This is a genomic window from Bacillus cereus group sp. N14 (assembly GCF_016483555.1).
Lineage (GTDB): Bacteria > Bacillota > Bacilli > Bacillales > Bacillaceae_G > Bacillus_A > Bacillus_A wiedmannii.
Genome location: NZ_JAEHBQ010000023.1, coordinates 56,596 through 71,718, shown reverse-complemented (window position 1 = coordinate 71,718; position 15,123 = coordinate 56,596). Strand labels below are relative to the sequence as shown.

Here is a 15,123-nt window from a genome sequence, read left to right as displayed (position 1 = left end):
CCATTAGCTCAGTTGGTAGAGCATCTGACTTTTAATCAGAGGGTCGAAGGTTCGAATCCTTCATGGCTCACCATTTTCGCGGAAGTAGTTCAGTGGTAGAATACAACCTTGCCAAGGTTGGGGTCGCGGGTTCGAATCCCGTCTTCCGCTTTATTACTAAGGGGCCTTAGCTCAGCTGGGAGAGCGCCTGCCTTGCACGCAGGAGGTCAGCGGTTCGATCCCGCTAGGCTCCATCTAAATAAAAAAGCTTACATCATATGATGTAAGCTTTTTTTGTGTTTAAAAAGACAACTTTCATATTTGTCATTTAAAATGGAGAAAACGCGAAAATAAAGGATGGGGATAATTGTGAAAGTTGTTATTGCATCTGATTCATATAAAGAAAGCTTAAAAGCTATAAAAGTATGTGAAGCTATTGAAAGAGGATTTGGAGCAATTTTTCCTAAAGCAGAGTACGTAAAAATACCAATTGGAGATGGAGGTGAAGGAACGGTTGATTCACTTGTGGATGCTACAGATGGAAGAATGATACCCCTTCATGTGACAGGACCGCTTAGAGAACGTGTACAAGCCTTTTACGGTATGTCTAAAGATAAAAAGACAGCGTTTATTGAAATGGCAGCAGCATCAGGATTACAACATGTTCCGGTTAAAAAGCGAAACCCACTTATTACAACGACTAAAGGAACAGGAGAACTTATACTACATGCGCTAGACGAAGGAGCTGAGCACATTATTTTAGGACTTGGCGGAAGTGCTACAAATGATGGCGGAGCAGGTATGTTGTCAGCTTTAGGAGTCAGGTTTATAAATGGGAAAGGGGAAGTAATAGAGCCATCTGGAGGAACATTACATTCGATTGTCGCTATTGATTTTTCATGCATGGATTCACGCTTAATGCATATAAAGATAGAAGCAGCATGTGATGTAGATAATCCGTTAGTTGGAATAAGGGGAGCATCTTTCGTATTTGGGAGGCAAAAGGGTGCGAATGCAGAGATGATGAAAGAGCTGGATGAGAATTTAAAGCATTATGCGAATATCCTTAAACAATACTTATCTTGCGACGTATCTGAAATACCTGGCGCAGGAGCCGCAGGAGGAATGGGAGCAGCTGTTATTGCAGTGTTAAAGGGAAGCTTGCGGAGAGGAATTGAAATTGTATTAGACTATACAAATTTTGATAAGCATATAGAAGGTGCAGATTTAATTATAACTGGCGAAGGGAGAATAGATGAACAAACAGCATATGGAAAGGCCCCTGTAGGTGTTGCGGAGCGTGCAAAGCATTTTCGTATTCCTGTCATTGCTATTGGAGGATCTGTATCTCCGAATTATCCAGCTGTTCATGAAAAAGGAATCGATGCAGTATTTAGTATTACAGCGAGTCCGATGACATTAGAAGAGGCATATAAAGTAGCGGAAGAGAATATCGAAATGACAGCAAAGAATATTGCCGCAGTATGGAAAATAGCATCAGAAAAACACTTCTAAATGTAGGAGTGTTTTTTATTATTATTTAATAATAATGATGGTAGTTGTTTCATTAAGTTAACTTTATACATAGAATAGTCTTGAAATTTGGTTTTTAAAGCGAATATAAGTGAATAATTTGTATATCCATACAGAAAAATGTCGAGTTGAGTCAGACTATATAAAAGATTTAAAATATTTAGTGAAGGCATAAAAGGGGGATACTATCTATGAAAAAAGAAATCTCAGTTATTGGAGTTCCAATGGATTTAGGACAGATGCGTCGCGGGGTAGATATGGGGCCGAGTGCAATCCGTTATGCAGGCGTAATTGAAAGAATTGAAGAAATTGGATATGACGTTAAAGATATAGGAGATATATGTATAGAGAGAGAAAAAGAAGCAGATGTAAATACAAGCTTAAGAAACCTTACACAAGTTGCAACTGTATGTAACGAATTAGCAAGTAAGGTGGATCATATTATAGAAGAGGGACGTTTTCCACTTGTATTAGGTGGTGACCATAGTATCGCAATTGGTACATTAGCTGGTGTTGCGAAACATTATAAAAATTTAGGTGTTATTTGGTACGATGCACATGGTGACTTAAATACAGAAGAAACTTCACCATCTGGAAATATTCATGGCATGTCACTTGCAGCAAGTTTAGGGTATGGACATCAAACGCTTGTAGATTTATACGGGGCATATCCAAAGGTGAAAAAAGAGAATGTTGTAATTATCGGTGCACGTGCATTAGATGAAGGAGAAAAAGACTTTATTCGCAATGAAGGTATTAAAGTATTCTCGATGCACGAGATTGATCGTATGGGTATGACGGCTGTTATGGAAGAAACAATCGCTTATTTATCTCATACTGATGGTGTACATTTATCATTAGATTTAGATGGTCTTGATCCTCATGATGCACCAGGAGTTGGCACGCCTGTAATTGGTGGCCTATCTTATCGTGAAAGCCATTTAGCAATGGAAATGTTAGCGGAAGCTGATATTGTCACATCTGCTGAGTTTGTTGAAGTAAATACGATTTTAGATGAGCGAAACAGAACGGCAACAACGGCAGTTGCTTTAATGGGTTCTTTATTCGGTGAAAAACTAAAATAAATGTAAGAAAAGCAACTGAGAAGTTGCTTTTTTTATTTGAAAATAAGCGTATAATAATGATTTATATTATACTGTACGATAATAATGTTTGACATCTTGCCAATTTAGACTAAAGGGGGGTTGTTTGTAATTGTCGTTTGTTTCATGTATGGTATAATTAACTAGTTGTTGGAAATACATACAGATAGAGCATAAAACAATATTTCAATATATGGATAGAATTGCTCGTAAGTAGGAGGAAGGGTTAGCATGCCTTTTGAAGATACGACCATTTTGAAATATCTTAGTACGGTATTAGATATTGCCGTTGTATGGTTTATTATATATAAGCTAATTCTCATAATCCGAGGGACGAAAGCTGTTCAACTTTTAAAAGGGATTACAGTTATTATTGTCGTTCGGATGATCAGTATTTTCCTTGAATTGCATACGCTTTATTGGCTAACTGAGCAAGTATTAACGTGGGGATTTTTAGCCGTTATTATTATTTTCCAGCCAGAATTGCGAAGAGCACTTGAGCAGCTAGGACGCGGGAGTTTATTTTCGCGTGTTGGAACTCATGAGGATGATGAACCTGAAATCGTTGCAACAGCGATAGCGAAAGCAACGGAATATATGGGGAAACGTAGAATTGGTGCATTAATTACTTTGTCAAAAGAGACCGGTATGGGTGATTATGTGGAAACAGGTATTCCGCTAAATGCACACGTATCATCGGAATTACTTATTAATATTTTCATTCCTAATACACCTCTTCACGATGGAGCGGTTATTATGCAAGGAAGTACCATTAAAGCAGCAGCGTGTTATCTTCCGTTATCGGAAAGTCCGTTTATCTCTAAGGAACTAGGAACTAGGCATCGCGCTGCAATGGGAGTTAGTGAAGTTACTGATAGTATTACAGTAGTTGTGTCGGAAGAAACTGGCCAAATTTCTTTAACGAAAAATGGTAAGTTGCATCGTGATTTGAAGACAGAACAACTGAAAGATATGTTGTTAGCTGAATTTAGTGCGAGCGAAAAAACGACTTCTTCGTCTTTATGGAATTGGAGGAGAAAGCGTCATGGATAAGTTAATGGAGAATCATTGGTTTTTAAAAGGGATCTCATTACTATTGGCGTGTATGCTTTTTATGTCAGCGACTTTAACTGAAAAAAATACGACATCGGGGATACTACCTTTCGCAAATGATGCGAAAGAAACCTTAACTAATTATGAAATTAATCTTAAGTATGATGAAGAGAAATATATTGTAAGTGGTATTCCGTCAGAGGGCGTTAAGGTGAAGTTAGAGGGCCCAAAAGCAGCAGTTGCTACAGCAAAAGCGAAAAAACAATTTGATATACCAGTTGATTTGAGAGATAGCGAAAAAGGAACTTATGAAGTTTCTTTGAAAACGAACGGGCTTCCAGATGATGTGAAAGGAACAGTTCAGCCATCAACAATTAAAATTACTCTACATGAAAAAGCGAGAAAATACGTTCATGTAGACTTAAAATTATCAAATGAGGATCAAATGCCAGCGGGTTCAACTCTTGAAAAATCAAACATTAAACCTGATACTGTTGAGGTAGTTGGGACGAAAGAAGAAATTGAAAGTATTTCATCTGCTAAGGCGTATATTGATTTAAAAGGTGTTAATAAAACTGTTACAAAAACAGCCGAAGTTACATTATACAATAGAGAAGGAAAACGTTTAAATGTAAGAACGAGTCCATCTAAAATTAGTGTAACATTGAATGTGGCGACGCAAGCTACGGCCAATAATACTGAAAAAACTGTTCCTGTAACGTATACGAAAAAGGGGAGTTTACCAGAAGGATTGGCCGTTACAAATATTAGCATTGAGCCGAGAGAAGTAACAATAGCAGGTCCAAAAGATATCTTGGATAATATACAATCGATAGAGGGGGTCGAAGTAGATCTTAGTCAATTGACAGAGTCTACAACATTCGATACCTCTGTTTTATTGCCAAAGGGTGTAACAAGTGCAAAACCGAATCAAGTGAAGGTTTCGGTAGGAGTGCAAAAAACAAAACAAACGAAAACAAGAACGATTGATGGTATATCAATTCAAAAAAATGGACTTTCTAAAGATGTTACGGCCCAGCTACTTTCACCGCAAGATGGGAAGATAAGCGTTGATATTTCAGGAGAAACAAGTATAGTAGATAAAATAACAGCTGCTCAAATAACAGCAGCCATTAATCTGCAAAATGTATCTCCGGGGACGAAGGATGTTTCTATTCAAGTGAGCGGTCCTGGTAATATTTCAATAGAGCCAAAGCAAAAAAGTGCCAAAGTCACAATTGTGAAGAAAGAAAATCCAGATAAAGAAGTACAGGGTAACGGTGAAAAACCAGATTCAAATAATAACCAAGATAATCAAACTGAAAAACCAAAAAATCCTGAACCTGAACCTAAGCCTGACACGGAACAGGAACAAAATAAAGATAAAGAAAAAGAAACTAGTCAAGAGCCAACAGTAGATAATCAAAAAGAGCCAGAAAAAGGAGCGAATCATAATGGGTAAATATTTTGGTACAGATGGAGTACGCGGGGTTGCGAACCAGGAGTTAACACCTGAATTAGCGTTCAAAATTGGACGTTTTGGTGGTTATGTATTAACAAAAGATACAGATCGTCCAAAAGTAATTATCGGCCGTGATACACGTATATCAGGACATATGTTAGAAGGAGCTTTAGTAGCAGGTCTATTATCAACTGGAGCAGAAGTAATGCGCCTTGGTGTTATTTCTACACCAGGTGTTGCTTATTTAACAAAAGCGTTAGATGCACAAGCAGGTGTTATGATTTCTGCATCTCATAATCCAGTACAGGATAACGGAATCAAATTCTTCGGTTCTGACGGTTTTAAATTAACAGATGAGCAAGAAGCAGAAATCGAAGCTTTATTAGACAAAGAAGTTGATGAACTACCACGTCCAACAGGTAAGAATCTTGGACAAGTGAGTGATTATTTTGAAGGCGGACAAAAATATTTACAATATATTAAACAAACTGTAGAGGAAGATTTCTCTGGTTTACATATCGCTTTAGATTGTGCGCATGGTGCTACGTCTTCTTTAGCTCCATACTTATTTGCGGATTTAGAGGCTGATATTTCAACAATGGGAACTTCACCAAACGGCATGAACATTAACGATGGAGTAGGTTCTACGCATCCAGAAGTATTAGCTAAATTAGTAAAAGATAAAGGCGCTGATATCGGTCTTGCCTTTGATGGTGATGGTGACCGTTTAATCGCTGTAGATGAAAAAGGAAACATCGTTGATGGCGATCAAATTATGTTTATTTGTGCGAAGTACATGAAAGAAACTGGTCAATTAAAGCATAATACAGTCGTTTCAACTGTTATGAGTAACTTAGGTTTCTACAAAGCACTTGAAGCTAACAATATCACAAGTGATAAAACAGCAGTTGGTGACCGTTACGTAATGGAAGAGATGAAGCGTGGTGGTTACAACTTAGGTGGAGAACAATCGGGTCATATTATCTTACTTGATTACATTACAACTGGTGATGGAATGTTAAGTGCACTTCAATTGGTGAACATCATGAAAATGACGAAAAAACCATTATCTGAGCTTGCAGGTGAGATGACAAAATTCCCACAATTACTAGTAAACGTTCGTGTAACAGATAAAAAACTAGCATTAGAAAATGAAAAAATTAAAGATATTATTCGTGTTGTAGAGGAAGAAATGAACGGTGATGGCCGCATTCTTGTTCGTCCATCTGGAACAGAGCCACTTATTCGTGTAATGGCAGAAGCACCAACACAAGAAGTTTGTGACGCATATGTACATCGTATTGTAGAAGTTGTGAAAGCTGAAGTTGGCGCTGAATAATTCAATAAATTTATGAAAAGGGAGCACAAGAAGTGCTCCTTTTTCATATGTTTTATAGACGATGAAAAAAATTTCATTGACGGTTTATCTATGTTTGTTATAAGATGGTCTTGTTCTTTTTCTCAAAGGAAATATTGTAAATTATAGAAGCGCCAGAACTACAAGTAGTGTAGTTGACGAGGTGGAGTTTATCGAGATTTCGGCGGATGACTCCCGGTTGTTCATCACAACCGCAAGCTTTTACTTAAATCATTAAGGTGACTTAGTGGACAAAGGTGAAAGTGTGATGAGAGAAAAGGAACGGATACAAACTAGCTGTATAAGTATATACGGACTTAAACCCAATCGAGAGGAAGGTGAAAGCCGTTACAAGCTTACAGGGCTAGCAATATGTAATCCGTTTTTTAGTATAAATAAAAATGGTATCGGACTATGTCGTTACATGTTCGCAGAGCAATGTAAGCATTTGTAACGGCGACTAAACATGTGTGGAATCGTAGGATTTATTGGAGAGCAAGATGCAAAGGAAATTTTATTAAAAGGTTTAGAAAAGCTAGAATATCGTGGATATGATTCAGCAGGTATTGCAGTACAAGCAGAGAACGGTGTTGTTGTATACAAAGAAAAAGGTCGTATTGCAAAACTTCGCGAAATCGTAGATGAGAACGTAGCAGCAAGCGTGGGAATCGGTCACACACGCTGGGCTACACATGGTGTTCCAAGCAAAGTAAACGCGCATCCGCATCAAAGTACATCAAAACGCTTTACACTAGTTCATAACGGTGTAATTGAAAACTATGAATTAGTGAAAAAAGAATATTTACAAGATGTAACGTTCGTAAGTGAAACGGATACAGAGATTATCGTACAGCTTATGGAACAACAAGTGAGCACAGGATTAAGTGTAGAAGAAGCGTTCCGTAATACGCTATCTCTTTTACATGGCTCTTATGCGATCGGATTACTTGATGCTGAAAATCCAAACATGATTTATGTTGCTAAAAACAAAAGCCCGCTATTAGTAGGTGTTGGTGACAACTTTAATGTTGTGGCGAGCGACGCTATGGCGATGTTACAAGTTACAGATCAATTTATTGAGTTAATGGATAAAGAAATCGTAATCGTAACGAAAGAAAGTATTACAATTAAAAACTTACAAGGTGAAACGATTGAACGTGCACCGTTTACAGCGGAATTAGACGCAAGTGATATTGAAAAAGGAACATACCCTCATTTCATGCTTAAAGAAATCGATGAGCAACCACTTGTAATCCGTAATATAATTCAAAAGTATCAAGATGAAAATGGCGAGATTGAACTGAATGCAGACATCCGCAATGCGATTTTAGATAGCGATCGTATTTACATCATTGCATGTGGAACAAGTTATCATGCAGGTCTTGTTGGAAAACAATTTATCGAGAAGTTTGCAAAAATGCCAGTTGAAGTGCATGTAGCAAGTGAATTCTCTTATAACATGCCATTATTAACAGAAAGACCATTCTTCATTTATATTTCACAAAGTGGTGAAACAGCTGATAGCCGTGCAGTACTTGTGCAAACAAATGAAATGGGGCATAAAGCATTAACGATTACAAATGTACCTGGTTCTACACTTTCTCGTGAAGCTGATTACACACTTCCGTTATACGCGGGACCAGAAATCGCAGTTGCATCAACGAAAGCGTACACAGCACAACTTGCAGTACTTTCAATTTTAGCTGCGGACATTGCTAAAGCAAAAGGCGAAGTTCTTGATTTCGATTTAACACACGAATTAGGACTTGTAGCAAATGCAATGATAGAACTTTGTGATCAAAAAGAAGAAATGGACGCATTAGCAAAACAATTTTTAGCAACAACTCGTAACTGTTTCTTCATCGGACGTAGCGTAGACTTCTACGTAGGATTAGAAGGTGCGTTAAAGCTAAAAGAAATCTCTTACATCCAAGCAGAAGGATTTGCTGGAGGAGAATTAAAACACGGTACAATCGCCTTAATCGAAAACGGTACACCAGTTATCGCACTTGCTACACAAGAGCACGTAAACCTTGGAATTCGTGGTAACGTGAAAGAAGTAGTAGCACGCGGAGCTAACCCATGTATCATCTCAATGAAAGGCTTAGAAATGGAAGGTGACAGCTTCGTATTACCAGCTGTACACGAAGCACTAGCACCGCTAGTAGCAGTTATTCCATTCCAACTTATCTCATACTACGCGGCACTTCACCGCGAATGTGACGTTGATAAGCCACGTAACTTAGCTAAGTCTGTTACTGTTGAGTAGGAGATTAGTAGGTTAATAAATATAGTTGTGGATTTGAAATAAATTTACGAATTTGTACCCCTTTAGATATGTTATCTAAAGGGGTATTTTTGTGCCAAAAAAGAACATCTAAAATTGGTAGGTGGACAGAATCCTACTAATTAAAATTTTACTTTATCGGATTTGGAATAGAACCACTTTTATTTATCTGAATTTTTCGTTACTATTTTAAGTAGCAGTGAACAATTTTCTTTATTATGAAGAGAAGAGCCGATAGATTCATGGACATTACAAGGGGGCTTATTATATGAAAGTGAAAGCAAAAACATATTTAAGTATAGAAGAGATTATTTCATTACCGGCCGTATCAAGTACAAACATAAGTGATGATGGCAAAAACGTAGCATTTGTTAAGAAGAGCGCTAACTGGGAAGACAATACGTATAGAAATCATGTATGGATATATGAAACAAATAAAGGGCAGAGTTACCGACTAACAAATGGGGATATAGATAGTACACATCCAGTATGGTCTCCAGATTCTAAGAGCATTGCATACCTTAGTCCAGGCGGTGACGGAGCTAATAAAAATCAGATCTTTGTTAAGTCAATAGACGGTTGTAGTGAGGTTCAAATTACGGATGAGAAGGAAGGAGTTAATACATTCAAATGGGAGCCTACTGGTAAAGGTTTTTATTATATTGCACAGTCAAAAGAATGTGAGGAGATAAAGAAACGTAAGGAACGATATGGAGATTTCCATCATGTAGGTAAGGAACATCAGAATAATTGTTTATACTACATTGAAATAGAAAAAGTGAAACAAAACGATAAACAGGAACGGAAGGTTAGCGGTGTTTATCAACTAACGGACGGTAAGGATTTTTATATACATAACTTTGATATTTCAAATGATAGGAAAAAGGTTGTATGTATGGCTACACCAAGTTTAAACGATTATATGAATGGTGATCTATACATATTAGATGTTGAAGCTGGGGAACTACAAAAGATGAATATAGATAAGTTGTTAGGAGCGAGCGTCTGCTTTTCTCCTGAGGGCGATAAAATATGTTACTCAGCAAGCATAAGAGAGAAGGATTACTATAGAAATCATATACAAGACAATACATTAGAGATATATGATATGAATACTAGAGAGGTAATTCAACCTTTAACAAATTTTGATAGTACGGTTATGCCATTGCAGTGGACAGATAAAGGAATTTTAATTAGATGGCAGGATAAAACGAATTACCGTATTGGATTGCTATGTGAGGATGGCACTGTGGAAATGTTAAGCGAAAAAGTAGATAGCTTTATAATGGATGCCTCTATAACAAGGGATGGAAATCATATAACATATACTAAGGCTATAACAAATGAAACCTTTGAAATCTATTTGGATTATAAAAAAATAACGAATGAAAATAGCTTTTTCGAAGACAAGCTTAAAAGCAACAGGGAAATCATCTCATGGCAAAGTAGTGATGGTCTTGAAATAGAGGGTGTTCTATCAACTCCAGTAGAGTTTGACGCAAATAAAAAATATCCCTTATTAGTAGTAATCCATGGTGGTCCAGCTTGGGCATCCTTTCCGATATTTTCAGACTGTTTTAATGAGAAATATCCGATTGAACAATTTATCGAAAAAGGCTTTATCGTTTTAGAACCAAACTATAGAGGAAGTTCTGGTTATGGTAATGAATTTTTAAAAGCAAACTATAGAAAACAAGGAATTGCTGATTATGATGATATTATATCTGGAGTGGATGAACTAGTTGAAAAGGGGATGGTAGATAAAGAGAGAGTAGGAGTTATGGGATGGAGTAACGGAGGATATATATCAGCTTTCTGTTCTACATTTAGTGATAGATTTAAAGCTATTTCAGTTGGGGGCGGAATCACTAACTGGAGTACCCATTATGTAAATACAGATATCCCTTACTTTATTAGCATGTATTTAGGAAATACTCCATGGAATGATCCGGATATATATAGGAAAACATCACCAATGACATATATTAAATCAGCCTGTACGCCTACCTTAATTCAACATGGGGAAAAGGATGCAAGAATTCCAATTACAAATGCATATGAGCTATATGAAGGGTTAAGAGATATGGAAGTCGATACAGAGTTAATTATATTTAAAGGAATGGCATATAGTCCTAATCAACCAGGAATGAATGTAGCTATTATGAAGCAGAATTTGATGTGGTTTTCACACTATATTCTTGGGGATAGTACGAAAGATTTTAGTACTATATAATGGATATCCACACAGGGATTTTTTGTTGTGCAATCGTGTCAGATTGTTGAAAAAGAGATACAACAAATTATATAATTTATTGTAAACTGCATGCAAACCAGTATTGAAAAAATGTAAATGATTATAAGGAAACGTAATTCGGAGGACTAATATGACAGAGAATAAAAATGAGTTATCTGTAGAACAACGTGAAGAACTACTAAAAGTATTACAAGCTCGTTTTGAGAAAAACATGAACCGCCATGAAGGTCTTGAATGGGCTAAGATTGAAGCGAAGCTGGCTACTAATACTGAAAAATTGTGGTCAATTCATGAAATGGAAGTAACTGGCGGTGAGCCGGATGTTGTTGGTTATAATGAAGAGAAGGACGAGTATACTTTCTATGATTGTTCAAAGGAGAGTCCTAAAGGCCGCAGAAGTCTTTGTTATGATCTTGAAGCGTTAGAATCAAGAAAAAAACATAAACCAGAAAATAACGTTATTGATGTTGCAAATGCTATGGGCATTGAACTATTAACGGAAGAACAATATCGGGAATTGCAACAACTTGGCGATTTTGACATGAAATCATCAAGTTGGGTACAAACACCTTCAGATATTAGAGAACTCGGTGGTGCTCTATTTTGTGATTATCGCTTTGGACATGTTTTCGTGTACCACAATGGAGCAGACTCTTACTATGCTGCCAGAGGTTTTCGTGGCTCGTTAAAAGTTTAAATTAGGATAAATAAGAAAAAGAGCCTATATTCAGGCTCTTTTTCTTATTTATATTTTAAAAGTAAACTGTTACTACGCAGTTTTACTTAATTTATATGTTCCGTGGTTGTTTTTACGGAAAAGTTTAGGGAAAACATAGCCATCTAATCCAATACGTCCAGCGTTCTGCCCTGCAACTAAAATGAACATAGTCAAAATAAGCAGGTTTGGGTTTACACTAACAGTTCCACTTAATAAAAATGAAAGATTCATTATGATTCCGAAAAATGCAGCTGTTTTTGTTAATCCACCTAAAATTAAACCTAGACCTACTAAAATTTCTCCCCATTGAACTAAAAAGCTAAATAGGTCTGCGTTTGGAAGGACAAAATGTTGAAGAAAATCTGCCCACCAACTTTGTACTGCAGGGTGGTCACCTGATGCTTGAGCAATAGCACCCTTTAGAAAGCCACTTGCGTCAAAAGATTGTCCAAAGACTTTGCCTATCCCAGCAGCGAGCCATGTATATCCTATATAAAGCCGTAAAAGTAATAATATGAAAGTAGCACGTTTATCAGTTCTTAAAAAATTGATAACCATTGAAATCCCTCCAATATTGTATTTACACGTTTATTATATATCCATTGTGAGAAAATTCACAATGGATATAATGTGAACAAATTTATGATTTCTTATTTATAAAATTGCACATACAATATTGTGAAGTTTATTTTTGAAAATTAAGCAATAAATCAGGGATAGGAGCTATCTATTGTAGCGGATAGCTCCCGTAGTAAACAGGTTCATGTATGCTCTTTAAGTTCATATGGGCATTCCGTATTATTTCTCTGGCTTTATATAAGGAACAACTTGTGCAGTCACCCCTACAGAAGCACCGCGAATAAAGTCTTGGTTTTCTAACGCCTTAAAGTTTTCTGTTCTCCCAGTTAGCATAACACCTAAAATTTTCACTTGATCGAATGGCTTGTCCTTGTTTGATTTTAAAAACTTTTGGATATCTTCGTCATATCCATCGTCATCGAATTGTTTAAGTGAATCAAAGAACCTTTTGTATGCTTCTTCAGGGGATTTTTCTGGATTAAATCCGTAAACTGGCATACCGGAAGGACCTCTGCTTTCATCTTTAATAGGTGAGACCATATATAGCCATACGATATTTAAGTTATCTGGTAGTTTCTTTTGAATTTCTTTTAATGTATAAGCTTTATCGAAAGAGATAGCAACTTCTGCTACATAGTTATCCATTGTTGAAACTGCACTTAATTCATTTTTGACGCCATCATGATATTTCTTGATGGCTGGATTATAAAATGTAGCAACTTTATTTTTCGTTTGTTTATCATAATTGTAAGACTCGGTACTAGAACTAGACCAATAAGAACCTGGTATTAACTCGTTGTAATCGATGTTAGAACGAAACCAGTCGTAAGAGCTTGTCAGTGTATTCCATCGCACTAAGTAACCGTTAATGTTTTTAGAACGATTAGATACGATATTGCCACCAAACATAGAGGAATTACTCGTAACTTGAGAATCAATATGGACATTGGGCTCTGCAATTGCATTATGTAAAAAGAGTCGTTCGTGAAGCTTTGTAGAGCTTTTCGCTGCAAAGTAATTGCCAACTTTATAAATGATAGGGATAAGCACCATGACAACGATAATAGAGGTAATGATGATTTTAAGTAACTGTTTTCTTTTAGCCTTTTTTAATGCATCTTTTAAAGAAGTATCCATTAAGGTGTTCCTCCTATTTTTGAGTGAATTGCTTTACGTGCACGCTGTAACTTTTGTTTGACGCTGTTTACTTGAATATCTAGTATTAGAGCGATTTCTTCGTATGTAAAATCGTAGTAATATTTTAAAAAGAAGGCTTCTTTGTATTCTAGTTTTATATCTTTTAATAAATAGAAAATCTCATCTTTATTTAAAACTGCATCCAATTCTCGGTCTGTATATTGAAGTTTTGAATAAATTTCTTCAGTTAAGTAGATATTTTGCTGTTCTTTTCTTCGTTTTAAATCAATGTATTCATTTAATGCGACTCTAAAAAACCACGGACGAATGTTACTCTCGGTTAAGTCATCTAGCAATGTGTATACTTTATAGAAAGTATTTTGGATGATGTCTTCTGCATCTTCCTTTATAGCTCCTTTCGCTAATAGTAGTTTGAACACTTCCTCTCCTAAATTGATAAGATAGGAGGTCAATATATTTTCTTTTCCCATCATTTTTCCTCCCTACACTTATACAACGAACAGGTAATGGTAAATGTATACACTTAAACTTAAATTAGTTATTAACTATGGTTTATAGTACATGATACTTTATAAATAGGAGTGGTTATTTTATTTTTGAAATATTAAATCTTTAATGCTAAAATAAAATTTGGAGATATATGGAGAGGGGATAAAGACTCGATATGTGGATGAACTTTTGATGATTCGAAATTTAGATAGATAAATTTTTCTCTCATAAGTGAGGGCTTATTTAGCTGTCTATAAATCATTCAAGGACTGCATATTTGGCTTGTACATCCCTTTTGTAAGGCTAATGCGTAGGGAAATTCATATCTCTTATATAAAATATGCGTCCTTTAAAATTGGAGGAGTATATGATGAATCAATTAAAAAATAAAATAGCAGTTGTTACAGGTGTAAGTCGTCTAGATGGTATAGGCGCAGCAATTTGTAAAGAATTAGCTGAAGCAGGATACGATATATTTTTTACGTATTGGATAGCGTACGATAAAGAGATGCCTTGGGGCGTTAATCAAAGTGAACAAATACAATTAAAAGAAGAGTTACTAAAAAGCGGTGTTAAAGTATCGAGTATGGAGTTAGATTTAACTCAGAATGGTGCACCGAAAGAGCTTATACATAAAGTTACTGAACAACTAGGCTACCCTCATATATTAATTAATAATGCAGCGTATTCCACAAATAATGACTTCTCTAATTTGACTGCTGAAGAATTAGATAAGCACTACATGGTAAATGTTCGTGCGACTACGTTGTTAAGTAGTCAATTTGCCCAAGGGTTTGATAAGAAATCTGGTGGTAGAATTGTGAATATGACATCGGGACAATTTAAAGGACCTATGGCAGGAGAACTAGCATATGCAACAACGAAGGGAGCTATTGATGCTCTTACTAGTACGTTGTCAGCTGAGGTAGCTCATTTAGGAATAACAGTGAATGCAATTAACCCAGGTCCAACTGATACAGGCTGGATGACTGAAGAGATAAAGCAAGGATTAAAACCAATGTTTCCTTTTGGAAGAATTGGTGAGCCAAAGGATGCAGCAAGACTTATTAAGTTTTTAGTAAGTGAAGAAGCAGAATGGATTACTGGACAGGTTATTCATTCAGAAGGTGGATTTAAAAGATAAAGTGAAA

At 36.3% G+C, this 15,123-nt stretch carries 13 protein-coding genes and 2 tRNA genes; 12 read left to right on the top strand and 3 right to left on the bottom strand.

The window, feature by feature from the left end; all coding sequences use genetic code 11:
* The first annotated feature begins 78 nt into the window (after nucleotides 1–78).
* From JDS82_RS24505 to JDS82_RS24455, 11 genes are all read left to right on the top strand, one after another.
* Nucleotides 79–150 (top strand) — tRNA-Gly (locus JDS82_RS24505).
* A gap of 10 nt (nucleotides 151–160) precedes the next feature.
* A tRNA-Ala gene (locus JDS82_RS24500) sits at nucleotides 161–233 on the top strand.
* Nucleotides 234–348: 115 nt separating this feature from the next.
* Nucleotides 349–1,494 (top strand): glycerate kinase, encoded by a 1,146-nt coding sequence (locus JDS82_RS24495; RefSeq protein WP_199714097.1) that lies wholly within the window; start codon nucleotides 349–351, stop codon nucleotides 1,492–1,494.
* Nucleotides 1,495–1,703: 209 nt separating this feature from the next.
* Nucleotides 1,704–2,597: an arginase gene (rocF, locus tag JDS82_RS24490; RefSeq protein WP_199714096.1), complete on the top strand. Its 894-nt coding sequence runs from the start codon at nucleotides 1,704–1,706 to the stop codon at nucleotides 2,595–2,597.
* Nucleotides 2,598–2,846: 249 nt separating this feature from the next.
* Nucleotides 2,847–3,668, top strand: a complete 822-nt coding sequence (gene cdaA, locus JDS82_RS24485; protein WP_001115707.1) for a diadenylate cyclase CdaA — start codon at nucleotides 2,847–2,849, stop codon at nucleotides 3,666–3,668.
* Nucleotides 3,661–5,130, top strand: a complete 1,470-nt coding sequence (locus JDS82_RS24480; RefSeq protein ID WP_048567292.1) for a CdaR family protein — start codon at nucleotides 3,661–3,663, stop codon at nucleotides 5,128–5,130. The genes cdaA and JDS82_RS24480 overlap by 8 nt, the downstream gene beginning before the upstream one ends.
* Nucleotides 5,123–6,469: a phosphoglucosamine mutase gene (gene glmM / locus JDS82_RS24475; protein WP_199714095.1), complete on the top strand. Its 1,347-nt coding sequence runs from the start codon at nucleotides 5,123–5,125 to the stop codon at nucleotides 6,467–6,469. Before JDS82_RS24480 ends, glmM begins: the two co-directional genes overlap by 8 nt.
* A gap of 286 nt (nucleotides 6,470–6,755) precedes the next feature.
* Nucleotides 6,756–6,941: a hypothetical protein gene (locus JDS82_RS24470; RefSeq protein ID WP_001208183.1), complete on the top strand. Its 186-nt coding sequence runs from the start codon at nucleotides 6,756–6,758 to the stop codon at nucleotides 6,939–6,941.
* A gap of 12 nt (nucleotides 6,942–6,953) precedes the next feature.
* On the top strand, nucleotides 6,954–8,756 hold the full coding sequence (glmS, locus tag JDS82_RS24465; RefSeq protein WP_000334153.1) for a glutamine--fructose-6-phosphate transaminase (isomerizing): 1,803 nt from the start codon (nucleotides 6,954–6,956) through the stop codon (nucleotides 8,754–8,756).
* A 286-nt stretch (nucleotides 8,757–9,042) separates the two neighbouring features.
* On the top strand, nucleotides 9,043–11,007 hold the full coding sequence (locus JDS82_RS24460; RefSeq protein WP_064056413.1) for a S9 family peptidase: 1,965 nt from the start codon (nucleotides 9,043–9,045) through the stop codon (nucleotides 11,005–11,007).
* 151 nt (nucleotides 11,008–11,158) lie between these two features.
* Entirely contained in the window at nucleotides 11,159–11,725 is a 567-nt protein-coding gene (locus JDS82_RS24455; protein WP_064056414.1) for a DUF4256 domain-containing protein, read from the top strand.
* Nucleotides 11,726–11,797: 72 nt separating this feature from the next.
* On the opposite strand, the gene JDS82_RS24450 is transcribed toward JDS82_RS24455, so the two are convergent.
* The 3 genes from JDS82_RS24450 to JDS82_RS24440 all read right to left on the bottom strand — a co-directional run bounded on the left by JDS82_RS24450 (nucleotide 11,798) and on the right by JDS82_RS24440 (nucleotide 13,953).
* Entirely contained in the window at nucleotides 11,798–12,304 is a 507-nt protein-coding gene (locus JDS82_RS24450; RefSeq protein WP_000236367.1) for a DoxX family membrane protein, read from the bottom strand.
* A 240-nt stretch (nucleotides 12,305–12,544) separates the two neighbouring features.
* Nucleotides 12,545–13,462, bottom strand: coding sequence for a sigma factor regulator N-terminal domain-containing protein (locus tag JDS82_RS24445; RefSeq protein WP_046960236.1), 918 nt, complete (start codon nucleotides 13,460–13,462; stop codon nucleotides 12,545–12,547).
* The gene (locus JDS82_RS24440) at nucleotides 13,462–13,953 is read right to left on the bottom strand and encodes an RNA polymerase sigma factor (RefSeq protein ID WP_000514142.1); all 492 of its coding nucleotides are present in this window, start codon (nucleotides 13,951–13,953) and stop codon (nucleotides 13,462–13,464) included. Before JDS82_RS24440 ends, JDS82_RS24445 begins: the two co-directional genes overlap by 1 nt.
* 386 nt (nucleotides 13,954–14,339) lie before the next feature.
* On the opposite strand from JDS82_RS24440, the gene JDS82_RS24435 reads away from it, so the two are divergent.
* The gene (locus JDS82_RS24435; protein WP_199714094.1) at nucleotides 14,340–15,116 is read left to right on the top strand and encodes an SDR family oxidoreductase; all 777 of its coding nucleotides are present in this window, start codon (nucleotides 14,340–14,342) and stop codon (nucleotides 15,114–15,116) included.
* Nucleotides 15,117–15,123: the final 7 nt, after the last annotated feature.